This window comes from Virgibacillus sp. Bac332, assembly GCF_003667785.1.
GTDB lineage: Bacteria > Bacillota > Bacilli > Bacillales > Amphibacillaceae > Virgibacillus > Virgibacillus salarius.
The window spans coordinates 4143455-4167793 of record NZ_CP033046.1 but is presented as its reverse complement, the minus strand read 5'-3'; the positions used below and the strand labels follow the sequence as shown (position 1 = coordinate 4167793).

The following is a 24339-nucleotide window of genomic DNA, read 5'->3' as shown; positions in this document are numbered from 1 at the left end:
GATACAATTGAAAGTTAGGCTATCGGAGTATGATGAAAATTGGAGTAAAATGTTTGAAGATGAGGCTCAATTTTTGGGCGAAGTGTTGGGTGATGAAATAATCAGGTTTGAACATTTTGGGAGTACTTCCGTCTTAGGGATGAATGCAAAGCCTGTTATTGATATGATGTGTCTAGTTAAAGACATTGAAAAAATTGATATGTTCAATGACCAAATGCGCTTACTTGGATATGACGTTGCTGGAGAATGGGGCATACAAGGTAGACGATTATTTCGCAAAGGGGGAGAGAAGAGAACCCATCATATCCATGTTTACCAGTTTGATAATCCCCAAATTAAACGGCATTTAGTTTTTCGGGATTATTTAAGAACCCATCCCAAAGAAGTTGAGCAATACAGATGTTTGAAAGAAGAATTGGCTCAACGATATGACGATACAGCTTACTACAGCAAAGCTAAAAAACTTTTCGTAAAAGAAATGGAACAAAGGGCATTGAAGTGGTTTGAAGAACAGGGAAAGTAGCAACTGTTCCAGAAAAGGGTGCTTTTCCGGAATAAGAGTCAGTGGTCATTTTCATTAAAGGGCCATTTTCTGGAATATGGGGATTGTGGAATTTATAGCACTTTGAAATAATTGTTATTAAAGGGAAATTTCCAAATTAAGAAACTAAAAAAAGGGTGAGATTATATGTTTCCTACATTAGAGACAGATAGACTAGTATTACGAGAATTAACAAATGAAGATGCAGAAGGTATTTTTGCTTGTTTTTCTAACGACGATCTAACACGTTTTTACGGACAGGAAACATTGAAAAGTATTGAAGAGGCAGAAAAATTCGTAGACTTCTTCTCAAAAAACTATAGTGAAAAAAGAGGCATACGATGGGGTATTGAGCGAAAAGGAACCAACGGCATAATTGGAACAATTGGCTTCAATGCTTGGTCTCCAAAACATAAACGAGCTGAAATTGGTTACGAAATTCACCCAGAACAGTGGAGAAAAAGGATACATTTCAGAAGCTGTATCTAAAGTTCTTTCATATGGTTTTGATCTTATGGGTTTAAACCGTATAGGTGCTGTTGTATTTATTGAAAATGATGCATCGAATAAATTATTAGAAAAAGTAGGTTTTCAAAAAGAGGGAGTTTTAAGAGACTATATGTACCAAGGTGGAAAAGCATATGATACATATGTTTATTCCCTTCTTAGGAAGTAATCTTCCGGAATCGGGTGCTTTAATGGAAGTAAGAAGCGCCTTGATTTCATTATCGGGCCATTTAATTGAATAATTTATTGTTAATTAGGCTTTGAGAAGGTGAATCGAAAAAAATGAGGTGGGATGAAATATGTTCGATGCTGGTTGGCTTAACATCGGCAGTTTGATACTTGGATTAGTAGCTTGGATAATTCCTATTGTTAGTCTTTTGGGAAATAAAAACCAAAATAATAAGAAATGGGTCACCCTTTCTATCATCAGTTTCAGCGCTTGTGCAATCGCTATATGTTTACAAATTTTTTATAATCTTCATTTGGTGAAAATTGAAGATTGGGCTGCCTTGATGGATACAATAGGCGCTGTGGCCTTTCTTTCAGCAGTACTTGTTGTTGTCACCATTTTACTAAATGTATTTACGTTGATTTTATATCGAGATAAAGCTGCATAGTAAGACAATCGGGCACTTTTCGGAATAAGGGTCAGCGCTCATTTTCATTATCGGACCAGTTTGTTGGAGAAGTGATTTTCATTTCCCAATTAAAAATCATAAGGAAATATAAACCGAGGAAATAGCATGATTGTAGTTAAAAGAGGATTGCCAGAGCATGTTGAAGGAATTTCTAAAGTTTGTTCCGAAGGTTGGCTGGACACATATGAGGGTATTAGAAGTCCAGAAAATATAAGAAGGAATAAGGAGACATTTTATAATTATGACCGTATACTTCATGAGTTAGATGAAGTGGACGGTTGGGACGGCTATTTTGTAGCACTTGACCTTGACAATAGTGAGATCAATTAAGGTAAAAGGAAATGGGAACTGGAGAATCAATGGCGAGAAGTAGAATTCTATACTAAGGAAGAAGATCATTTCTTTATTTATATAGAAAATAAGAATATGGTGCATCACTTAAAATCAGGTAGTAAAACTGATGAAGTGGAAGATTTCTTAAAGGTTATAGGTTTAAATGAAAAAGTGTAGGTTTAAGTATCGGTTTACAGTTTCCTGCAATCGGGCTATATCCTGAATAAGCACTTAATTAATCGGGCCAGATTACTGAGAAAAGAAAATGAATCGCTTCCATGTTTTCTGAAAATTATGGGAGGATATAAATACTGTGAACACAGTTTATTTAGAATTTAATTGACCTTAAAAAATAGCGCGCTACAAATATATTGAAAGGTGCAAAAACATGATTAAAAATCAACAATTTGTAATCAACAATTTTGAAGAAAAATTAAAAGTATTTACGCATGCAGTTAGTGGGGAACTTACAAGTGAAGAAGATTTCGTCATAGCGAATACAAAAGTCCCCACTGATACATTCAATGTATTATTACCAAAATCTCCAACTATCAAAAATGCAGTTAAGATTAGATATGGAATCGATAATTTTTCTTTTAAAGGATATCCCTTTAGTACTTGGATTGATGCTCAATTTTTAAACGATGAATGGAAAGAACTTATGCAAGAATATGACCTTAAAGAAACAGAACGTAATGTAATGATGAAACTTGAAAATACGCTTAATGTTAGTCAAAGTAATTCCCATCAGCTTATAATTACCCCTGTGAAAAGTAATGAAGAACTTATGAAATATAAAGAGGTTTTTATGAGCCTATTTGGAGGTTCACCAGAAAAAGATGCATTAGAAAGTTATTTTAATAGGTTTTCACAAGAAAAATTAGGTGTAGAAGTTCAAATGTTTATTGGATGCATAGGTGAACTGACTGTAACTACTGGTTTATTAATAGAAAGCAAAGATAGTTACGGTATTTATGATGTGATGACAAAAGAAGCATTTAGAGGTAAAGGTTTTGGTAGCGAAATGTTTCAATTTCTTTTAAATCAAACAAAGGATAAACAAAAACCAGTTGTATTACAGGCTTCAGATGATGGGAAAAGTATCTATAAGCGATTTGGATTTATAGATGTCGGAGAAATGGTAGTATTTGAATAAGGGGTTTTCTTATTAAGTTAAAGGGCGCTTTTCTTAAATAAGGAAAGCGCCTTCTTCATAAAAAGAACCATATTGTAGAATAAAATTGAAGAGTCAGTACAGCCAAGTTCTATTATAGGAAGAATTTCTTGAAAATTACTAAATAAGATTGGCGGAATTAAAAACATGATTAAAATTAAAAGGTTGATAGATTGTACAATAGCTGAAGCTGTAAAATCTTGGAATGAAGGTTTTGCGGGGTATTATATTGATACGACAACGACTCCTGAAAATCTTATAAAAAGGATGGTCAATGAAGATCTTTCACCTTTATTATCTATAGTAGCCTTTAAAGATAACCAACCTATAGGAATTGTAATGAATGGTGTAAGAAAGGTTAAAGGAAAAAAAGTTGCCTGGAATGGAGGAACAGGTGTTGCTAAGGAATATAGAAGCAAAGGAGTTGGAAAAATATTAATAGAGTCAACTCTCTCTATTTTAAAAGAAGAAGGAGTAGATCTAGCAACACTTGAGGCAATAAGTAATAATACTAAAGCCATTTCTCTATATAAAAATATGGGCTATTTAATCTATGACAATTTAGAGTATTTAACACTCAAGGGAAAGTTATTACAAAATCCGATTAAAGATTCAAATAGAAAATATAATGTCGAACGAGTAGCACCTCAGCAAATAGGTCAACTTCTGTTTTATAAAACAATGAATCCTTGGCAAACGCAATGGCAAAGTGCCAAAAATGGTGAAGGGATCATCGTCAAAGATGATAGTGGAAATGAACTTGGCTATGCTTATTATCAAAAAATATTTAATTCTCAAGGGAGACATCTAAGTACTATTTTGTTTCAGTGTGAGTCGAAACCAGACCTGACAGATAGTGAGGAAATTGTCTATTTTATGTTAGGGGAGGTTTTTGGAGATTTTAAGGATGATATTATTCGAACAATTCCTAATTTACCGATTACCAAAAGCGAATTACCTCTTACCATTTTGAAACAGATTGGATTTCAAACAATAGCTCAACAGGTTTACATGACGAAAGAAATGTAATCATTTTTTCTCAGTTTGATGTAGAAGTATGTTAACAAATAATATTAGAAGAGAAAGTAAAAGATACTAGATTAAAATTTTTTTGGGGAGGAAACAAATTATATCTACACCATACATATAGGTAATTATAACATTATTAGTTACGCTTACAGTGCTTTATATGACTGGGCTCATACGAATGGGGATCAATTTGATGGTCCTTTTATTGATTATGGCTAAAATATACAGCTCAGAAGTTCAAGTTTTTTCTGAACGTACTGTTTACATTTTATCCAGTGTAATCGATTTCTTCTTAGCATTATCTTTAATTACAAATAATTGGGGATTCTTTTTATTAAGTTTACTGCCAGTTTTTATAAATGTAATTTTTGCGTTTTTTACTAAGAAAAACAAATATATACAAAGATTCAATCAAAGTCATTCCGAAAATATAAAGCCACAGTAATTCAGGAAGTGTATCTCGGGAATCATAACATTTACATTATGCCGCAAACGGGCGCAGTTGTTGAATAAGTAGTGTTCTAGAATTGGGCCATTTGATTGAGTAAAACAAGGGGGACGATTAATTTGTATTTCCCATCCAAGAAAGATAATTGGTTAGCTTTAATAATTTGGGGAGTAACACTTTTAATGGGCTGGCAGATGATAACTTATAAAAGCGTAGTAAGCTATATTATAGGTCTGCTAATAATTTGTCTGCTTTTATGGTTGTGGTTTGGAACTGGTTATAAATTGAAGAAGGACTTATTAAAATCAAATCAGGCCCATTTAGAAGCACAGTGAAGATTAATGAAATAAAAAGATTGAATGCTACAAAAAATCCATTGGCAGGACCTGCACTATCCATTGATAGAATAGAGATTATTCATCGGAAATATGATATAGCGATAGTCTCTCCAAAAAATGTAGCCGAGTTTATTCGAGTTTTATTAACTGAAAATCAATATATTCAGGTCGACAATAATCTTTCCAACGACAAGAATAATTAAGGTAAGACTATTCCAGAAAAGGGCGCGCTTCGCTTCTTGAATATGTGTGTGCTTCAGAGCTGGGTCATATTGTTGTATAATTTCGTGAAATATTGGGGGAACTGATATGAACTTTATTGAATCGATAGACCAGTTTTTAATGCAATTGGTCATAGTCCCTATTGTAGTAATTGGATTAGGTGTTTTGTCAGCAGTTACTACTAAAAGAATCTTTGTCGGACCTTTAGTGACATTAATTCTTAATTTGTTGTATGAAGTATGGTATGCAAAATATTATTATCCTGATTTGGAGATTAGTTTCACATCTTGGAATATATATTTTCCAATTATATCTCTAGTTATTTCTGGAATCTTTATATCAGCAAGGAAAACGAAACCAAAGGAGTCTCATTGAAAAATTAATAACAGGTAACACTTAGGTCACCTATCTGGAATTGCGCCTCAATCGGGCCATATTGTTATAGAAATGCTTATCCACATCTACAATTGTAGAAACCGAGTTTCCTTTTTTTCTTCAGTTAAAAGCCTAGTTAATGATTGTTTCTACTCAGAGATCTTATAACCGTACTCCAGAATAGGTCGCAGTTGTAGAATAAGAGCTGCGCTTCTATAGGTCCCATAATGTTTAATAAAATGAAACCTTTCATAAGAGCAGTCGTATTTCAATTAAATGCTTTATTTCAGGAGGGGTAATTTGAAACTTATATTTTATTTTTTCATCCTAGCTTTGATTGTATTTTTAAATATTGGTCTTTATTTACCATTTTTAAAAGGCGATGAAGAAGATATTTGTAGTAATATAAACCGCTTGAAGAAATATAAGTGGTTTCAAGACCTTTTAAATAATAAAAACTATAAAGAACTAATTGTTTATGATAAAGATGTGCGTAAAGTCATTGGAAAGTTCAGTGGTAATAAAATTGATAGCAAACTTTTTCAGCATATATACCGAAAAAAGTTGCATAACACTTTACATCAAAAATCAAACCGTTTGGCTTAATAATAATGAAACATTCATTAATCGGTCGCGATTCTGGAATAAACAACTGCGTCCTGTGTTTAAGAAAAGGGGCAGATTGCTTAAGAACATGGAACTGTTTAGGAAAGAAAATGTGTTTACAATAAATGTAATTTTTTATGACCAAAGGAGAGGGTTTCTTGAAAGCTAAATGCCTTAAATTCAATGAATTTGGCAACCCCCAAGAAGTACTTAAAGTTGAATATAAAGACATTCAACCCCCAAAAGAAAACGAGGTTCTTGTACGCATGGTAGCTAGACCAATTAACCCATCTGATTTAATACCGATAAGGGGTGCTTACTCTCACAGGATTTCTTTACCAAATATTCCGGGTTATGAGGGAGTTGGAATTGTCGAAAACGTAGGTTCCTTGTTATCTCAAAATCTTATTGGCAAGCGGGTTTTGCCTCTAAGGGGAGAAGGTACTTGGCAGGAGTTTGTTAAAACATCAGCAGAATTTACAGTGGCAATTCCAGATTCTATTGATGACTTTACAGCTGCGCAAATGTACATAAATCCAATTACAGCCTTGGTCATCTGTACTCAGGAGTTAGGATTAAGACCAAATGATATCCTCTTAGTCAATGCCTGTGGTTCATCTATCGGGCATATTTTTGCCCAATTATCTAAAGTGCTGGGCTTCCGGCTAATTGCGATAACTAGGAATGATGAGTATTCAAAGGATCTAATAAGGCTTGGTGCTTCTTATGTAATTAATACCTCTATAGATCCATTACGTGAAACAGTTATGGATTTATCTGGTGGGTTTGGGGCCGATGCAGCTATTGATTCAATTGGGGGATCAGTCGGTAATGATCTAGCTTTTTGCGTTCGTCCTGAAAGTACTTTTTTAACCTTAGGTCTTTTATCAGGAATCCAAGTAGACTGGGCTAGGATTACAAATGAGGCAAAAGTGAACGCAAAGTTATTTCATTTGCGGCATTGGAATAAAAGAGTCTCAGCCGATGTTTGGCAGGAGACATTTAACCATTTAATAACATTGGTTAATGGTAAAAAATTAAGGCTTATGAGACCTAAATCATATCACAGTTTATCGGAAATACAGGAAGCTGTTCGGATTGTTGAATTATCGAGGGGAAATCAAGGCAAAGTGATTTTAACGAACTGATAGGACTGCTTATTCCGTTAACGGGCGCTTTTCCGAATAAGGGTCAGTCGCTCATTTTCATTAAAGGGCTATTTAGTTGAATAAAGACAAAATTAACTTGACAAAACTTAACCCTATTTAGTCTATAGACCATTGCAAACAAAGAAAGAAGGTTTTTCGATGAAATCTATATTATTAATCGGACAATCAAATATGGCAGGCAGAGGATTTATTGAGGATGTACCGCCGATTTATAATGAGCACATACATATGTTGCGAAACGGCAGATGGCAAATGATGGCAGAACCGCTTAATTTTGATCGTCACGTATCTGGTATTGGGCCGGCAGCCTCTTTTGCTCAGGCATGGACAGAGGATCATCAGGGCGAGTCCATTGGGCTAATAACCTGTGCCGAGGGAGGAAGCTCTATTGATGAGTGGTCAATTGATGGACTATTAACAAGACATGCGATTTCTGAAGCAAAATTCGCTATGGAAACAAGTGAAATAGTGGGAATTCTGTGGCATCAAGGAGAAAGCGACAGTTACGGAGAACGTTATCAGACGTATGAAGATAAATTGCTTTCATTATTTAAACACTTGAGAAAAGAATTGAATGCACCAGATATCCCGATTATTATCGGTGAATTGGGCCATTACCTTGGAGAGGTCGGATTTGGAAAAAGCGCTGTAGAATATAAACAAATAAACCAGATATTATCTAAAGTAGCTCATACCGAAAAAAATTGCTATATTGTAACATCAAAAGACTTAACAGCAAATCCAGATGGCATTCATATTGATGCAATCTCCCAAAGAAAATTTGGATTAAGATACTATGAAGCTTTTTCAAAACAAAAGCATGTTTTGGATATTTTGGACATAGAGCATGAATGGATTGAAAAGGAAGCAAAACGAGAACTAACTAAAAATGAACGTATATTTGTTCAAAGTATGAAGTTTGCCTTAGGACAATTAAGTTTTGAGGAGTTTTCTATGAATGTCTCCAATATTAATGAAAGCAAGTAAATTCTCTAATGAAATAATGCTTCACTTCTAAAAATGTCTTATCATGAAGAAATTGCTTAATTTCTATAGGATCGTGTGTACTCAGATATAATTTTGATTCTCATGTAAAACCATTATTTTACATATCATTTAAATGATGGTTCTTTATTTAAATTTATGTTAAAATATTTCTATTGCATTACTTTAATGTAACGTTAATATTACAATTTTGATAGGGCCTTCCCTTTTTTAGAGAGGATATATGATATGTGTGGATTTGTAGGTATGTTATTTGATACTCCAATGGAAAGATCTGAACAAGATATTGCGCAATTTAAGGAACAAAATAATATTATAACCCACCGCGGTCCGGATGAGGAGCAATATTATTTTGACTCCTATGTATCATTTGGGTTCCGCCGATTAAGTATTATTGATATAGAGAGTGGAACACAACCATTAAGCTATAATGATAAGCAAATATGGATGGTTTTTAATGGGGAGATTTATAATTATTTAGAACTTAGACAAGACCTGATTAAAGAGGGGTATCACTTTGACACTGATTCAGACACAGAAGTGATTGCAGCTTTATTTGTTAAGTATAGAGAGGAGGCATTTAAATACTTAAGAGGAATGTTTTCTATTCTAATCTGGGATAAAGAAAGGAAAGAATTTTATGGTGCAAGAGATCCATTTGGAATTAAACCGCTTTTCTATTATGAAAATGATTTAGGGACATGCTTTGCCTCAGAGAAGAAAAGTATCTCATTAATGATGGAAAAGGAGGAAGTAAATCTAGATGCATTACAACACTACTTTAGCTTTCAATACGTCCCAGAACCAATGACATTGTCCCGTGGGATAAAAAAGGTAAAACCTGGTCACTATTTTAAAAAGAAACCAGGTGAATCAATTGTATTTACTCAATATTGGCATGCTACATTTCAGCCAGTAACTAAGGACAAACATGATTGGATAAAACAAATTCAAGATGTAATGTACGATTCGGTGAATAAGCATTTGCGTAGCGATGTGCCGGTAGGATCATTTTTGTCTGGAGGGATTGATTCAACCTTAATTGTTTCTATTGCGAGGGAATTCAATCCAAATATTAAAACATTTTCAGTAGGATTTGAACGAGAAGGATTTTCCGAAATGGATGTAGCTAAAAAAACTGCAGATAAATTAAATGTGGAAAATATAGCTACAATTATTTCTCCTGAAGAATATATAAATAGCCTACCAAAAATAATGTGGCATATGGATGATCCATTGGCTGACCCCTCTTGTGTGCCACTTTATTTTGTGTCAAAGGAAGCAAGTCAACATGTAAAAGTAGTTTTATCCGGAGAAGGGTCTGATGAACTATTTGGTGGCTATAATATATACCGTGAACCGGAATCCCTAAAGGTATTTGATTCCGTTCCAGCACCTGTAAGAGGTTTGCTAGCTAAAGTTTCAGCTGTTTTACCTGAAGGTGTAAAAGGTAAAAGCTTCCTGTATCGTGGTACAACTCCTTTACGTGACCGCTATATTGGAAATGCTAAGATGTTTGAAGAAGAAGAAAAACGAAAACTATTAAAGAAATACAACGACCATGTACAATATCAGCAAATCACTGAATCACTATTTGATAATGTAGAGGAATATCCATTGGTAAATCAAATGCAATATATTGATATTAATACATGGATGCGTGGTGACATACTATTAAAAGCAGATCGAGTAACAATGGCTAATTCCCTTGAATTACGCGTGCCTTTTTTGGATAAAGAAGTCTTTCAGGTTGCTAGGCAACTTCCTGTTGATATGAAAATTGCTAATGGTACAACAAAACAGATTCTCCGAGAAGCTTCTCGTGGGATTATTCCTGATCATGTACTTGATCGTAAGAAGTTAGGCTTCCCAGTACCTATTCGCCATTGGTTGAAAAATGAATTGAACAGTTGGGCTAAACAACTTATTCGAAACAGTGAAACAGATCATTTGCTACACAAGGATTACATTTTACAATTACTTCAAGCGCACTGTCAGGGAAAAGTTGATTATAGCAGGAAAATTTGGACAGTTCTTATGTTTATGGTATGGCATCAGAACTTTATAGAAGGAACATTCAAAAAGGAAGATATTCAAAAAATGGGACAAGAAAAAGAAGTGCTGGTATACAGCTGAAGGTAAGACAACTTGTATCAATATGTAAAACAAGAATCGAAGATTGCTAGCAGTAACCATTTATTTATGGAAAGTATTATGGATATGTCATCGAAAAAGCAAAGCCCCACTATCTTTTAGGAAGGGGCTTTAACTTTTAACTTAAAAGCAGTCAAACTACTTTGATAATTGGTATGAAACAATAGAGATACCATGTTCCATTAATTTTCTTGGCTCAATTCTGTTCGTAAATCTGAAAGGAGAGATTTGATATGGAAAATAGTACGGAACGCCAAATCTTAGAGGAGTTAAAAAATATAAATAAATCATTACAGCATAGGAGCAACAAAATAGATGACATGGAAAACGGTGGCAAACCACTCTTCATTATAGGAGATATATTAAAATCATTGTTCATTGGAGTTCTTATCGTTGGTCCAGCTATAGCAGTTGCAATAGTAGCTTTTCAAGTTATTAGTGGTTGGCTATTTAATTAATCATTTTCCTTATATAACTATTAATAAATAGCATATTACATTTTAGTTTTTGGGGGAGATATTATTGAAAGTACTTAGACTTGTGTTAGCTATTATTGTAGTTTCATTATCAAGTTATGGTTTGATAACGGATACATCTGAAGTAATAATTCCTTATATATTATTATTTTTAGGGACAATGCTCTTTGTTACAGGCATTATTGAATTTAAAAAACGAAAGCCAACTGCCATTACGCTTATGCTTGCATCTGGTTTTAGCTTTTTTGTTACAATCTATACTTTAATAAGCTAACAGTGCTAGCATTGCATAAATGTTGCACCTCGATTGAAACTCAGTGTTTAACAAGGAGTGATAAATTCAATGCCTATCTGTCAAAAGTGCAATAACAAGTGGAGCTGGAAACAAACCCTTAAGAAGATGTTTACATTGGATACCGGAATGACTTGCCCCTATTGTAGAGAAAAACAATATCTAACACAAAAGTCAAAAAAGAAAGCAGGGCTTCTGAATTTTTTCGTTCCTCTACCACTATTATTTAATATTTTCTTTGATATTCCTGGAATTATCTTGCTTCGTTTATTTCCTGTTTTGTTCTTTTTGATTATGTCACTTCATCCGTTTTTAATAAAACTAAGCAATATAGAAGAAGACTTTAATTTTTTTGAAAAATAAAGCAACCGACCAAGCTCTTCCCGAAGGCATAAGAATGAGCGTGTTTTGCTTTGCTATCATCTTTTATGTAGCACGGTGCTGGATAATTTATGTAAAAATGTTTTGACATAAGCAAGTCTTTTACGATACAGTAAATGGAAAGAATTTTTGACATTTTTAGAAGGTGATAGCATTGTTAGTAAAATGGACGGTTCCGTTTTTAGTTGGATTGGCTGTGTTTTTTATTATAGGCTGGGTTACTGGCACGGATGAATATGGTGGAGTTAAGACAAAGGATGATGAGCGTTCGCAGTTGATTAAACAAAAGGCAATCGTAAACAGTTGGTTACTGCTAATTGTATTTTTTATTATTAATTTTGTTTTTGACTTTTTTAACTTAAATGATGAGCGTTTAGCAATGGTAGAGTTTGAATATCCAGGCTTATTTTACTTTTTTATTGCGATTATTAGCTACTTTGTATATTACTGGATTTATAGACGGCGGATGAGTGGAAATGGAAAATAAAATTACAAAGCTTCGGAAAAACAAAGGGTTCACACAAGATACGTTAGCAAAAAAATGTAATGTGTCAAGGCAAACAATTAATGCAATTGAAAACGACCGATATGACCCTACACTGCAGCTTGCGTTTAAAATAGCAGCTGTTCTTGGTACAACTGTAGATGATGTTTTCAAAAAATAAGCTACCTCTATCCTGAAACATGAAGGGTACCATTCTCACATAAGAAGGTGACTTTCTAAATCGAGCCAGCTTGTTTAATGATTGTTACTGGAGTATTCAACAAAAAACATAGCGTTTCAGCCTCTAGTCTGAAGCATTTGATTATTAATAATTATATAATCCATTTACGAACGATTTAACGAGGTGGATTATTATGATAAAAGTGAAAAAAGCATTAAAGCACCCATTACTAAGTTTTGTTAGTACAAGCTATGTAATATTCTTTGTATTTTTTATATTTATCGGGATAAGTATGATTTTTGGAGCACCTAGTAGCATAACAAACCTCTTGCAAATCATCTCTGCATGGTCATCAACCTTTGCCTTCGTTATTTTATTTAGAAAGATCTATCCGGGTTTAAAGTTAAAAGACTTTGTAAAGGACCAATTTTCTCCCAAAATTAGGTTTTCCTCTCTTAGTACCATGGTGATTATTCAGGTTATGATTATCGCTGTGACTTTATTTCTTCTAACCATTACAAACGATACTCAAAAATTGACACTATCCTTTGCAGGTCTTGGATTATTGTTCTTTGCATTCTTAGATAATTTAGTAAGGGGACCTTTAGGTGAAGAATTAGGTTGGAGAGGATATGCTTTAAATGAACTTCAAAAAAAGTACTCTCCCTTGAAATCAGCCCTATTAGTAGGCGTTTTATGGGGATTTTGGCATACCCCACTATGGTTTGTCTCAGGCTATACTGCAGTCAATTTAATCAAGTACATCGTACTTTTTATGATTGGAATTATATCTTTTTCAATTATTATGACGCTGTTCTACAACCTAAATAAGAACCTAATGATACCAATTATTTCCCACCAACTATTTAATTTTTCTCTTGTGTTGATAAAAGGAGAATTATTAGATATTTTGGTATATGTTATGCTTGCTTATTTTGCTTTCGCAATTATATTAATTATAATAAATCCGAAGGAAATTCTATACAAGAAAACCTAGGTTAGTGATAAAGCTGAGGCGTGTGAATAATTGAAAGCGTGTGGAACACTTTGGAACATTTGCTTCTTTCAATTATTAGCAGTCATGAGAGGCGATGGTATTCTAGCACGAAGTTTATTCTGTTAACGGAGTAGGAGTTGAAAATCACTATTTCTAACAAGGGCATATTATTATCTATCTGAGCTTACAACATTTGCGATTGTTAAAACGTTAAACTTTACCCGAATCCTTTTTTTCCCCAATCAGCCCAATAAGATTTGATCCTTCTCTTTATTTTTCCTATAACGCCAGGATTTTAATAATTCTTCTACATATATCATGCCGAAATTACATAAACGATTCACTACCATTTATTACTTCACAGTATGCTACAAATAGATAGCATCTTATTTTTGAACAAAGAAAGGAATTTTCTAATGAATCGTATAGTAAGAAATGACTTTATCATTATTACCGGAGGACCAGGATCTGGAAAAACGACCCTGTTGCATGAATTAAAGAAACATAATCAATCGTTTGTTCCTGAGGTTGCAAGGGAGATTATTAAAGCACAGCTTGCTTCGAATGGTGATGCTCTGCCTTGGGGAAATGTAACAAAATATCGTGATCTCATGCTAGTTCAATCCATAGAAAGTTATCTTTCAGCATTGACGAATCCCTCTAACCAACCCCTATTTTTCGATCGGGGCATTCCAGATACGCTTACCTATACATATTTAATAAACATTCCTGTTTCGGAACAGCTTGACTACGCCGTCAAAAGCTACAGGTATAATAAAAAGGTATTTATTTTACCACCTTGGAAGGACATATACCAAAATGATGATGAGAGAAAACAAGATTATGAAGAAGCGGTCGTAACTTATCAAGCTATGTTTAGGATTTATGAGCAACTTGATTATGAGCTTATTGAGGTACCAAAAATAGGGGTGAAGCAGAGAGCAAGCTTTGTCCTTAAGAATGTTAAATCATGAAGGTAATTGTTGTAATGATCGTGCTAATTGAGTCGTGTGTCCTTCGAAAGTATTTCGTAGCTAAAATATCTCTTCCTGTATTCTGCTACGACTGTTAATAAGCATGAACCATACTAGAAAAACAAGCTTATTTTGTATGAGAAATTTGATAGGAATTGCTACTTTTGGAAGGGAAAATACGAATCCTGCTAGCTACAATACATTACTTTCCCAATCTTACAAAGTGCCCCATAGGCTTTTTTTTTCGATATTTTCTCTATAACCCCCCCTGAGCCTTTAATTTCAATAGTTGATTTCCTCTGGCCTCTACTTTCCTAATCAGCTACATCTTTATATTCGCTTAAAACTGAATAATTGATTTATGAAAGTATTTTCATTAAATGCTGTAAAATTGATAGTTGAAACAGGTTTCATTGAAAGTATATACATTCAAACAATTTGAACATATAATGAGGTGCAAGAGCTAAAAGGCATTGTAATTATTGTATTCATATAAGTATTCATTAAATGATTAGGCGGTGAGAGGTTACATTTAAGTACCATAGAAAGTGTAAGAGGAAAATAGTTCATAAATAAACGTTGTAAAGGAAGGTGGAATATACATGTCACAGAAAAAGATTGTTGGGGTTACAGCTTGTTCTGCTGGAATAGCTCATACTTACATGGCTGCTGAATCTCTTGAAAAAGCTGGAAAAGAAAAAGGATATCAGATTAAGGTGGAGACGCAGGGGTCAATTGGTATTGAAAACGGTTTGACTGATCAGGAAATTGAAGAAGCTGATGTGGTTATATTAGCTATTGAAATAAATATTGATATGTCTCGGTTTATTGGGAAGCGTGTCATGCGTGTCAGGGCATCTGAAGCAATAAAAAATCCTGATGCATTAATTGAAAGCGCTTTGAATGAAGCGAAATCTTATGGAGAAAAAGGTACAAAGGCTGGTATTGCAAAAATGGGAAAAACGGATGAGGGTGGTTTTTTCCAACATATTATGGCTGGAATTTCATATATGATTCCAATGGTAATTGCTTCTGGTCTTATTTTAGCTATAGCAAATGTTTATGCATTTCAACGCGATGAGGCAGGAAGAATTGTTGAATGGGGATTTGATATATCAACAGCAATGGGCGAATTAATGGCCAATTTATTTAGTGTTGGACAAGTCGGATTCTTATTAATGATTCCACTTTTTGCTGGGTTTGTTGCAAATTCAATTGCAGGCAAACCAGCTATCGCTGCTGCTATGATAGGGACTTATATTGCTAATGATGCAGAAATGCTTGGTGCAGAAGCCGGAGGAGGCTTCTTAGCCGCGATACTTGTTGCTTTTACTGCCGGGTATTTGGTAAAGCTACTTAAAAAAATCCCATATCCTAAATTGATTCAACCAATTGTTCCAATTATGCTGATTCCATTAATAAGTACCCTCTTAATAGCACTATTTGTCTTATATGTGGTCGGAAATCCAATGGCCTCCATGATGAACTTTTTATACGATGGGTTAACGACCTTAAATGAAAACTATGCGGCAGCTCCTGTTATTATCGGTGTCATTATCGGAGCTATGGTTGGATTTGATTTAGGGGGACCGATTAACAAGACAGCTTTAGTGTTTGGTACCGCCGTTTTTACAGATACAGTTGCAAAATATGGAATCGAGGGAGCAAATTTTGTTCCACAAACAGCAACACAGGCTGCTATTTCAGTCGCTCCACTAGGAATTTGGTTAGCATCTTTACTGTTTAAGAAAAAGTTTTCCCAAACAGAAAAGGTGTCTGCAAACAGTGCATTTGGCATGGGAATTGTTGGTGTGACAGAAGGGGCTATCCCATTTGCAGCACAAGATCCTATTCGAATGATACCTGCTTTTGTTGCCGGCTCCGCTGTTGCTGGTGGTCTTGCTGCTGGATTAGGAATTAAGTTTTATGGAGGAATAGGATCACCATTAGGAGCATTTATAGGGTATATTGAACAGCCAATTCCTTTTGTTACGTGGATATTTAGCGTCATGATGGGTGTATTAGTAACCGCCATAATTATTGGACTTACGAAAAGAAAGGTCGAGTAAAAGATGATAAATGAAATGTTTGATGCAAATCATGTTGTATTTAATTCAGATATAGAAACGAAAGATGACGCATTGCGTTTTATTGCTTCATTTGCAGAACATATTGGAATTGTTAAATCTTCTAAATCCTATTATAAAGGACTGAAAAAGAGAGAAAAAGAAGTGACCACAGGGTTTAAAGATGGAATAGCGATTCCGCATTGTAAACATAAAACGGTATTAAAACCTGCATTGATGCTTGTGAAATTTACTCAACCAATTGAATGGGAATCAATGGATAAAAAAGCTGTCCATATCACATTTGCATTAGCGATTCCTGAGGGAGAAAATCAAGAGCATTTAAAAGCACTAAGTACCATTTCTCGTGCATTAATTGATGAAACATTTATCGATTCGCTTTTATCTGTTACATCTGAAGCGGGGATGTACAAATTGATTAGGAGAAAATTTAGTAATTAAAACAATTAGGATTAGACGAGGTAGGGTGTTAAATGACAAATAAGATTCATGTAATAGCGCATACACATTGGGATTATGAATGGTATTTCACGAGTAGTGAGTCGTTCATCCAACTTTGTTATCATGTAGATGAAGTGATTAAAGCATTAGAAGAAGGTGTCTTGGATTATTATATGCTTGATGGACAAATGAGTATTGTCGAGGATTATCTTGAAGTAAATACAGACAAAAAAGAAAGGCTTATGGCCTTAATTAAAAAAGGAAAATTGAAGGTTGGGCCATGGTACACACAGTCAGATCAAATGATTATACGTGGAGAATCGCTTGTACGTAACCTGCAAATCGGAATGGAGTTGGGAGATTCACTAGGAGGAGCAGATCGATTAGGCTATGTACCTGATGCATTCGGACAATCTATCGATATGCCGAAAATATTTGCACAAATGGGGATAGATAAAGCTGTATTTTGGAGGGGATTATCATCTGATAAAGCTAATCAACGAGAATTATTTTGGGAATCCGAGGATGGTAGCCGGGTCTTAGCTTATAATCTAAAAGACGGGTATTTTGTGGGAGTTCAACTTATTGAAAGCAATAACAGTGAATCTTTAATGAAGCAAATTAAGAAAGGGACAACCTCATCCCATATTGCACTTCCTGTGGGTGGAGATCAACGATATGTAGACTTTAATCTAAAAGAAAGAATTGCTGACTACAATAAAGCTTTGTCATCTGATAGATTAATAGAAAGTAATTATGATGACTTGTTTGAAGGAATAAACAGCGAAAGAAAAGATTTGCCAAAGGTTCAAGGTGAATTATTGAATGCGGAAGTATCGAAAATTCATCGTTCTATATACTCCTCTAGGTATGATCATAAATATATAAATGATAAAGTGGAACGTCGGTTAATATATCAATTAGAACCTTTAATGGCTATTGCAACTCAGATAGGTATTCCTTATAAAAAGGAATTAGTGGATAAAATTTGGAAGCTAACCTTAAAAAATCATGCACATGATAGTGCAGGGGCGTGTAATAGCGATAAAACAAATCAAGCTATTCTACAAAGGCTTATTGATGCTGATCAGTTATCCTATTCTATGGTTGATTACTTAACAAGGAAGATTAGTGAATCTAGGAAAGAGATAAAGGATAATCAAATTACTGTTTTTAATACATTGCCAATGCGCAGGGAACAAGTGTTGAGGCTGAAGGTTTCATTATCTCAATCCGACTTTGTAATTTATCATAATGGAAAAGAACTTCCTTATGAAATTATCAGTATGGAAAAACATTCAAATGAACCAATACGAAAGAAAGCAAACACGTCTCCAAAATCATATTATTTTGAGATAGAAATAGCACTTAAACTAGAACTTGTTCCACTAGGATATGAAGTTTTAGATGTTATCGAAGGGAATAAAGGAGATACTCCTCAAATAGTTGAAAATAAGCATAAAAATTATATAGAAAATGAATATTATAAGATAGACTATGTCAATGGAGAGATTAATGTATATGACAAAGTCTCTGATACATTCTATGAAAATCTCTTCATGATTGAAGACACTGGTGATGATGGAGATAACTATGATTATTCGCCACCATTAGAGGATAAAACGATAATGCTTGGATTTTCGAATAGTTTCATCGAATGTTCTCAAGGGACGTTCGCGTGTTGTCTCAAATTATCTGGAACATTCATTGTTCCTTTATCTCAGGAAGAACGGATTCAGATGAAAAATACTTGCGAAATCCCTTATGAATGTTATATTACATTGAAAACAGGAGAAAGATCCATTGGTATTCAACTAGAGCTAGAAAACAACGCGTTAGATCACCGAATGCGACTACTTATAAATGGAAATGTAAATACGCAACAAAGCATATCAGATACTCCATTTGGAACTATTTCTCGCCCGATAACCGATCCAAATCTACAGTCATGGCAAGAAAAAGCATGGAAAGAAGAGCCAACTGGAATTTACCCAATGTTGAATTTTGTGAACATACATGACGGGCAAAGAAGTGTTACTGTCTTTTCAAAAGGGGTTAAAGAGTATGAAATAATTGGAAAAGATGACATGAAAATCGCGCTTACCTTATTCCGAGCAGTTGGATATTTAGGGAAGCCAGATCTACTTAGACGACCTGGTGTAGCTTCTGGAAATCAATTTAAATACATTCAAACACCAGATAGTCAGTTACAGAAGAAGCTAAAATATAAGTTTTCGTTAATGCTTGGAAAGTCCTTTTTCGAGTCTGAAGCTTTTAGACACTATCAAGAATATGCTATTTCTGTGCCATATTATCAGCAGCAATCATTAAATCAATTTACAACAACATTAAAATATTTTGTCATGCAACCATTATCTAATGCTGTTCCTAATCATTTGTCTTTGCTTGATACGACTAAAGTGAAAAAGGTTGTTTTTAGCTCATTTAAAAAGTCATGGGATGGGAAAGGGTTTATCATTCGCTTTTTTAATCCTACCTGTAAAAAGATTGAGGACGGTGGGGAAGTGATATCGCATCATGGTTCCATACGATGGTCGTTTACCAACATGGCGGAAACCATAAATGAAAATGATGTCTATCAAGAAAATACGATTCAGCTAGGGAAGTTTAAACCTAAAGAGATTAAAACAATTTATGTTCAGTTTGCATAAGAATTGAGACTTGTTTTGGCAATTACTGAAGCATGTGGGTGATAATAATTGTTGAATAGTGATTTGTTTTTAACTATAGAAAGCTCAAAATTAAAATTCACAGCAGTTGATGAGCAGATAGCTGATTATTTTTTAAGTGGCAAACCGCCACTTAAGCAATCTGTTCTTGCTCGAAAAATTAATGTATCAGCAGCTTCCATTACAAGGTTTTGTAAAAAAATAGGTTTTGAAAATTATAAAGAATTAATGTATTTTTATCGAAAAATGGTAAAAGAACATTCGAATGATAAGAATAAGGTTACAAGGAATTTACAGTATCGATATAAAGAAATGATTAATGAAATTGATGAAAAAATTGATATAGAAGATGTTAAATTGGTATGTAACTATATAAAAAGTCATAAGATTATTCACATCTATGGACTAGGGTTGAGTGCCATTGCTGGTGAAGACTTTAAGTTTCGTTTTACTAGGATAGGGAAATATGTAGAAGTTGTTCAAGATTATGATTCTATTGAGATGATCTCATCCCTTCTAAATAAGGAAAATTTAATTATATACTTATCATTACGTGGTGAAAACAAGCATGTCATTCAATCATTAAGACGTTTAAAAGAAAAAGGGGCTACGATTGTTATTATTACCTCAAATCAATCCTCAGATATAGGTGATCTTGCAAATGTAACCTTACTAACGTCACAGATTAAAAATGCAAATGAAGTGGAACAAATTTCTGGGCAAATTCCTTTATTGATTATTATCGACGTGCTTTATTCGCAATATATTAATATGTTTAGAGAAAATGTAAGTAAATGGATTGAAACGGAGCAAGCCTATTTACAGGGACATTAAAGACCAATCATCTTCATGTCTATTTAAAAAGTATTACTTATATCATTCGTAACGAACTATTATTTGCAAAGATGAGGTGTTACCGATGCATGCAAACGATTATATATTTCCAACAAATTTTAAATGGGGTGCGGCAGCTTCTGCAACTCAAACGGAAGGATCTGCTAATGATGAAAATAAAGCAAAGAATATTTGGGATTACTGGTATCAACTAAACCCGGAACGATTTCATGAAGGCGTAGGAACGATGAAAACATCCGATTTTTACCAGCGTTATACTGAGGATATTAAGCGGATGAAGGCAATTCATTTAAATTCCTTTAGAACTTCTATATCATGGTCTCGATTGCTTCCTGATGGAATAAATGTTAATGGGGAAGCAGTTTCCTTTTATCAAAAAATGTTTGATCAACTTATTGAACATGGTATTGAACCCATTGTTAACCTATTCCATTTTGATATGCCTTTACTTATGCAGGAAAAGGGTGGATGGGAGAGCCTTGAGGTAGTGGAAGCATTCAATTATTATGCTCATACGGCATTTGAACTATTCGGTGAAAAAATTAAGAGGTGGACGACCTTTAATGAACCTATTGTTCCTGTAGAAATGGGATATTTGAATCATTACCATTACCCTTGTGTCGTTGACATGAAGCGAGCAGTGGTAGTTGCTTATCATTCCATGTTAGCAAGTGCAAAAGTAATCCAGACTTATCATGAATCGAACCAAACAGGTAAGATTGGTATTATTTTAAATTTAACACCATCATACCCTCGTAGTGACACAAAAGGGGATGTCAAAGCTGCTCGTATAGCTGACCTATTTTTTAATAGAAGCTTTTTAGACCCTTCTGTTTATGGGTCTTATCCTGAGGAATTGACTGAACTGCTCAGATCATATGATTTATTACCAGAAACAAATCAAGAAGATCTAGCGATTATAAAAAATAATACTGTTGACTTTCTCGGAGTGAATTATTATCAGCCACGAAGGGTGAAGGAGAGAGAGAAGCCATATCAATCGGATCAAATCTTACCTGAAAAGTTCTTTGAATCATATATTTGGCCAGAGCGTCGGATGAATCCTTATCGTGGATGGGAAATATACGAAAAAGGCATTTACGATCTTGCTATTAATATTAGAGATAATTATGGAAATATCCCATGGTATGTAGCTGAAAATGGTATGGGAGTAGAAAATGAGGAGCGTTTTTCAGATGAGTCAGGTATGATTCAAGATGATTATCGAATTGAATTTTATAAAGAACATTTGAAATGGCTGCATAAAGCTATTCGTGAAGGATCAAATTGCTTTGGCTACCATGTTTGGACATTTATGGATAATTGGTCATGGCTCAACGCTTATAAGAATCGTTATGGACTATATCGTGTTGATATAAGGACACAAGAACGTTCCCTTAAAAAGAGTGGACAGTGGTTTGGCGATGTAGCTAGGAAAAATGGCTTTTAAATGAAAAATTATTGCACGATAGAGGTGGATCTATATGGCGAATGTTCTCACATTTGATCTCGGTGGGACCTATATAAAATATGGTTTAATAGATACAGAAGGGCATATACTTCATAAGAATTTTATGCAAACACCATCTACACTTGAAGATCTATTAATGTTTATTAAAAGCAAGGTGCTAACCTATACCAATAAAGAGATGAAAGGGATTGCGGTTAGCGCTCCTGGTTCCGTTTCAGAAGATGGTTTCATTTATGGGTCAAGCGCTATTCCGTATATTCATGGTCCCAATATTAAGCATCTTATTGAAAAAGAAACAGGATTAGCAACACAAGTAGAAAATGATGCGAACTGTGTTGGATTAGCTGAAGTATGGAAAGGATCTGCCAAAGGAAAAAAAGATGTATGTGTTGTCGTCATTGGAACGGGTATAGGTGGCGCATTGATAAAAAATGGAATCGTTCATAAAGGGAACACACTGCATGGTGGAGAATTTGGCTATATGATACTTAATCCACATAATCTAAGTAGTGGCATGAATACATTTAGTGAAGTAGCCTCTACCTATTCTATTATTAAGCGTGTCGCCAGTGAAAAACAACTAGAAATATCATCGTTAACAGGTGAAAAGATTTTCACCTTAGCTGACCAGGGAGATAAGGTGTGTGAGAGAGCTATTTCCGAATTTATCACGATGCTTTCGATTGGAATATATAATATTCAATATGCTTTGGATCCGGAGATAATATTAATTGGTGGAGGAATTAGTGCAAGAGATGATTTACTTTTACGATTAAGAAAAGAAATAGATAGGGTTGTCGGTATGGTAGATGTAGCAACAATTGTTCCAAGAGTTGATCGCTGTACATTTCATGCAGATGCTAATATGATAGGAGCGGTGTACCATTTTTTGCAAAGGCAAAAAAATGATTAATAGTATTCCTTTACCAAGAATTTATTTTGATTTTTATCACCATTATTTCTTTCATGGCAAAGATGAATCTGAAAAATAGATGAATAATAAAGACGGATGTGCTTATCTGTAATAAGGTAAGCTTTTTTTATGGTCTAGGAAATTATAACATCGGCCCATGTGAATAAATATGGGGCTCGCGTCCAGTCTTCAGCGCCCAGAAGCTAGGTGACTTCACGAATTGCCCTAATCTAAGTCATCATCGGCTCGTAAGCTCACCGTGACTTCTTTATCTCTGTTGTCTTGCTCCAGTAACTACATTTCTAATTGGACTTTTGTTTTGGAATAAATTGGAGCTCCATGCTGCATTTTGAGCGAAATAATTGATTGAAAGAATAGGAATTGTATAAGAAGGGATACGTCTTTTTATATTGAAGTATATAATAAAAAGGATAGTGAAGGGAAAACAACGGAAATGAAATTACTTACAACAGAAAATCTAACAGAATTGGAGCTTTTAAATAATGCTTTGAGAAACGAGGGATTAAAAGAGATTTCAAAGGAAACTGAAATTAATAGGTTAGGTGAAGGTGCTTGGCATCATGCATATTTAATCGAAAAGGAACAGCTCGTCCTTCGTATTCCAAAGAGAGTTGCCTATGATAAAGAAGTCGTATTCAATCGAAAAGCGCTAACGTCGGAATATGCTGCTACAAAAGCATTTTACCAACATGCCAACAGAGCGAAAGAGGGAGTTTGTCCGGAGCAATTTAAGTTCTTTGTTGATGAGAAACTGACCTATACGATTGAATCGTATCTAGGCAAATCTATTGGCCTTCAGCGTCAGACAACAGATCTATCGAGAAGGTATGGAAAAGAGTTAGGAGCGTTTTTTCTTGCTCTTGAAAACTTAAATTCTCCTTATAAGGGCATAGGTCATTTGGAAATTGGACAAACAGGTGAGTTAAAAGGTGAACTAGATATGGATTTAAAGGCGTTTGTTTTTGAAGAAACCAAAGAATATCAAGAGGAATTAAATAAATTAATTGATAGTCCTTACGAATTTGATAGGGCAAAAGTGGTAAAAGCTGGGGAAAGTTTCATTTCTCGTCGTTCGATAAACGATGAGAAAATTATTCTGACAAATCAGGATACATCTCCTGAAAATATTATCTATACAAAGCGTGGTGCTAAAATTATAGATCCCTATCCACTGCTATATACAGGAGTATCTTTTGCTGCCAATTATGTGTTTAATTATCAAGCCTTATTCCACTTGTTTCATAACACAAAAAGATATCGCAAAGGGAATTATCATCTTTATATATCCCAATTAATAGCGAGTGCAGAAGGTTTTATTGAAGGGTATACTGGTAGTTCAAAACAGAAGCGTCATGCACTACATATTGAAGTGTTCTTAAAGTTACTTACAATGACGTATACACACTATAAGTTAGTAAATGAAACACCGTTAGACCGTGAACAAATAATTCGCTTTGGAACGAAAGAACAAGTGGAAGAGCGGTTACGAATTTACCTTAAGAAGCTTGAAGAATATCCAAAATAGTAATTATCTGTT

25 protein-coding genes and 1 pseudogene are annotated in these 24339 nt (G+C 34.4%); all 26 read left to right on the top strand.

All coding sequences use genetic code 11. The annotated features are described in order from the left end of the window. The first annotated feature begins 7 nt into the window (after positions 1 to 7). The 26 genes and pseudogenes from D9782_RS20450 (at position 8) to D9782_RS20315 (ending at position 24327) form a co-directional block, all read left to right on the top strand. Positions 8 to 523: a GrpB family protein gene (locus tag D9782_RS20450; protein WP_121605929.1), complete on the top strand. Its 516-nt coding sequence runs from the start codon at positions 8 to 10 to the stop codon at positions 521 to 523. A gap of 165 nt (positions 524 to 688) precedes the next feature. Continuing rightward, positions 689 to 1217, top strand: a pseudogene (locus D9782_RS20445) (GNAT family N-acetyltransferase). 130 nt (positions 1218 to 1347) lie between these two features. Then, the gene (locus D9782_RS20440; protein WP_121605600.1) at positions 1348 to 1665 is read left to right on the top strand and encodes a hypothetical protein; all 318 of its coding nucleotides are present in this window, start codon (positions 1348 to 1350) and stop codon (positions 1663 to 1665) included. Between the two features lie 126 nt (positions 1666 to 1791). Beyond that, positions 1792 to 2016: a hypothetical protein gene (locus D9782_RS20435; protein ID WP_121605599.1), complete on the top strand. Its 225-nt coding sequence runs from the start codon at positions 1792 to 1794 to the stop codon at positions 2014 to 2016. Positions 2017 to 2407: 391 nt separating this feature from the next. After that, entirely contained in the window at positions 2408 to 3175 is a 768-nt protein-coding gene (locus D9782_RS20430) for a GNAT family N-acetyltransferase (RefSeq protein WP_026681584.1), read from the top strand. Positions 3176 to 3340: 165 nt separating this feature from the next. Then, positions 3341 to 4222, top strand: a complete 882-nt coding sequence (locus tag D9782_RS20425; protein WP_026681583.1) for a GNAT family N-acetyltransferase — start codon at positions 3341 to 3343, stop codon at positions 4220 to 4222. Positions 4223 to 5001: 779 nt separating this feature from the next. Then, a complete protein-coding gene (locus D9782_RS20410; RefSeq protein ID WP_240455762.1) occupies positions 5002 to 5211 on the top strand; it encodes a PH domain-containing protein in 210 nt (69 codons plus the stop codon). A gap of 106 nt (positions 5212 to 5317) precedes the next feature. Beyond that, complete coding sequence (locus D9782_RS20405) at positions 5318 to 5605, top strand: hypothetical protein (RefSeq protein ID WP_026681580.1); 288 nt, start codon at positions 5318 to 5320, stop codon at positions 5603 to 5605. Positions 5606 to 5905: 300 nt separating this feature from the next. Beyond that, on the top strand, positions 5906 to 6211 hold the full coding sequence (locus tag D9782_RS20400) for a hypothetical protein (protein WP_121605595.1): 306 nt from the start codon (positions 5906 to 5908) through the stop codon (positions 6209 to 6211). Positions 6212 to 6348: 137 nt separating this feature from the next. Next, complete coding sequence (locus tag D9782_RS20395) at positions 6349 to 7359, top strand: zinc-dependent alcohol dehydrogenase family protein (RefSeq protein ID WP_371413975.1); 1011 nt, start codon at positions 6349 to 6351, stop codon at positions 7357 to 7359. Between the two features lie 159 nt (positions 7360 to 7518). Next, positions 7519 to 8367, top strand: coding sequence for a sialate O-acetylesterase (locus D9782_RS20390; RefSeq protein WP_121605593.1), 849 nt, complete (start codon positions 7519 to 7521; stop codon positions 8365 to 8367). Between the two features lie 246 nt (positions 8368 to 8613). Next, positions 8614 to 10521 carry an asparagine synthase (glutamine-hydrolyzing) gene (gene asnB / locus D9782_RS20385; protein WP_121605592.1) on the top strand — a complete coding sequence of 636 codons (1908 nt, stop codon included), beginning with the start codon at positions 8614 to 8616 and terminating at the stop codon, positions 10519 to 10521. A gap of 251 nt (positions 10522 to 10772) precedes the next feature. Next, complete coding sequence (locus D9782_RS20380) at positions 10773 to 10997, top strand: hypothetical protein (protein ID WP_121605591.1); 225 nt, start codon at positions 10773 to 10775, stop codon at positions 10995 to 10997. A 64-nt stretch (positions 10998 to 11061) separates the two neighbouring features. Continuing rightward, positions 11062 to 11289: a DUF3953 domain-containing protein gene (locus tag D9782_RS20375; protein ID WP_026681575.1), complete on the top strand. Its 228-nt coding sequence runs from the start codon at positions 11062 to 11064 to the stop codon at positions 11287 to 11289. Between the two features lie 69 nt (positions 11290 to 11358). Continuing rightward, positions 11359 to 11670, top strand: coding sequence for a TIGR04104 family putative zinc finger protein (locus tag D9782_RS20370; protein ID WP_121605590.1), 312 nt, complete (start codon positions 11359 to 11361; stop codon positions 11668 to 11670). Between the two features lie 172 nt (positions 11671 to 11842). Then, positions 11843 to 12175 carry a DUF2178 domain-containing protein gene (locus D9782_RS20365; protein WP_026681573.1) on the top strand — a complete coding sequence of 111 codons (333 nt, stop codon included), beginning with the start codon at positions 11843 to 11845 and terminating at the stop codon, positions 12173 to 12175. Continuing rightward, positions 12165 to 12353 (top strand): helix-turn-helix transcriptional regulator, encoded by a 189-nt coding sequence (locus D9782_RS20360; RefSeq protein ID WP_121605589.1) that lies wholly within the window; start codon positions 12165 to 12167, stop codon positions 12351 to 12353. The genes D9782_RS20365 and D9782_RS20360 overlap by 11 nt, the downstream gene beginning before the upstream one ends. Before the next feature lie 193 nt (positions 12354 to 12546). Beyond that, complete coding sequence (locus D9782_RS20355) at positions 12547 to 13350, top strand: CPBP family intramembrane glutamic endopeptidase (protein ID WP_226983536.1); 804 nt, start codon at positions 12547 to 12549, stop codon at positions 13348 to 13350. 416 nt (positions 13351 to 13766) lie between these two features. Beyond that, a complete protein-coding gene (locus D9782_RS20350; protein WP_121605588.1) occupies positions 13767 to 14324 on the top strand; it encodes an AAA family ATPase in 558 nt (185 codons plus the stop codon). Positions 14325 to 14926: 602 nt separating this feature from the next. Continuing rightward, positions 14927 to 16393 carry a PTS fructose transporter subunit IIC gene (locus tag D9782_RS20345; RefSeq protein WP_121605587.1) on the top strand — a complete coding sequence of 489 codons (1467 nt, stop codon included), beginning with the start codon at positions 14927 to 14929 and terminating at the stop codon, positions 16391 to 16393. A 3-nt stretch (positions 16394 to 16396) separates the two neighbouring features. Continuing rightward, positions 16397 to 16852, top strand: coding sequence for a PTS sugar transporter subunit IIA (locus D9782_RS20340; RefSeq protein ID WP_121605586.1), 456 nt, complete (start codon positions 16397 to 16399; stop codon positions 16850 to 16852). 32 nt (positions 16853 to 16884) lie between these two features. Beyond that, positions 16885 to 19524, top strand: a complete 2640-nt coding sequence (locus tag D9782_RS20335; RefSeq protein ID WP_121605585.1) for a glycoside hydrolase family 38 N-terminal domain-containing protein — start codon at positions 16885 to 16887, stop codon at positions 19522 to 19524. A 48-nt stretch (positions 19525 to 19572) separates the two neighbouring features. Beyond that, positions 19573 to 20376, top strand: a complete 804-nt coding sequence (locus D9782_RS20330; RefSeq protein WP_121605584.1) for a MurR/RpiR family transcriptional regulator — start codon at positions 19573 to 19575, stop codon at positions 20374 to 20376. An 85-nt stretch (positions 20377 to 20461) separates the two neighbouring features. Next, entirely contained in the window at positions 20462 to 21847 is a 1386-nt protein-coding gene (locus D9782_RS20325; RefSeq protein WP_121605583.1) for a glycoside hydrolase family 1 protein, read from the top strand. A gap of 34 nt (positions 21848 to 21881) precedes the next feature. Further along, positions 21882 to 22781 (top strand): ROK family protein, encoded by a 900-nt coding sequence (locus D9782_RS20320; RefSeq protein ID WP_121605582.1) that lies wholly within the window; start codon positions 21882 to 21884, stop codon positions 22779 to 22781. A 454-nt stretch (positions 22782 to 23235) separates the two neighbouring features. After that, complete coding sequence (locus D9782_RS20315) at positions 23236 to 24327, top strand: hypothetical protein (protein WP_121605581.1); 1092 nt, start codon at positions 23236 to 23238, stop codon at positions 24325 to 24327. Positions 24328 to 24339 lie beyond the last annotated feature (12 nt).